This is a genomic window from Colwellia sp. BRX8-4 (assembly GCF_014077345.1).
Lineage (GTDB): Bacteria > Pseudomonadota > Gammaproteobacteria > Enterobacterales > Alteromonadaceae > Colwellia_A.
The window spans coordinates 1-304 of the sequence record NZ_JACGVS010000074.1 but is presented as its reverse complement, the minus strand read 5'-3'; the positions used below and the strand labels follow the sequence as shown (position 1 = coordinate 304).

Genomic DNA, 304 nt, shown 5'->3' with positions numbered 1-304 from the left:
CAACGTTGATAGGTCAGGTGTGTAAGGACTGCGAGGTCTTGAGCTAACTGATACTAATTGCCCGTGAGGCTTAACCATACAACACCCAAGTAGTTTTACTGCGAAGTGTTTGTAAAAGACTGACATAATAACTTCACGCACTGTAATGAATTGAATAAGAAAACGCTTTTATATTTATAGCTCTAACGAGCAACAGCTTTCAAGATTGTAACCTTTTTGTCTAGCGACAATAGCACTGTGGCACCACCTGATCCCATTCCGAACTCAGAAGTGAAACGCAGTAGCGCCGATGGTAGTGTGGGAG

The 304-nt window shown here is 42.8% G+C and carries 1 rRNA gene; it reads left to right on the top strand.

The features are described 5' to 3' along the window. Positions 1-219: 219 nt before the first annotated feature. Positions 220-304: ribosomal RNA gene (gene rrf, locus H4J56_RS19425) — 5S ribosomal RNA — on the top strand; the annotation flags it as partial.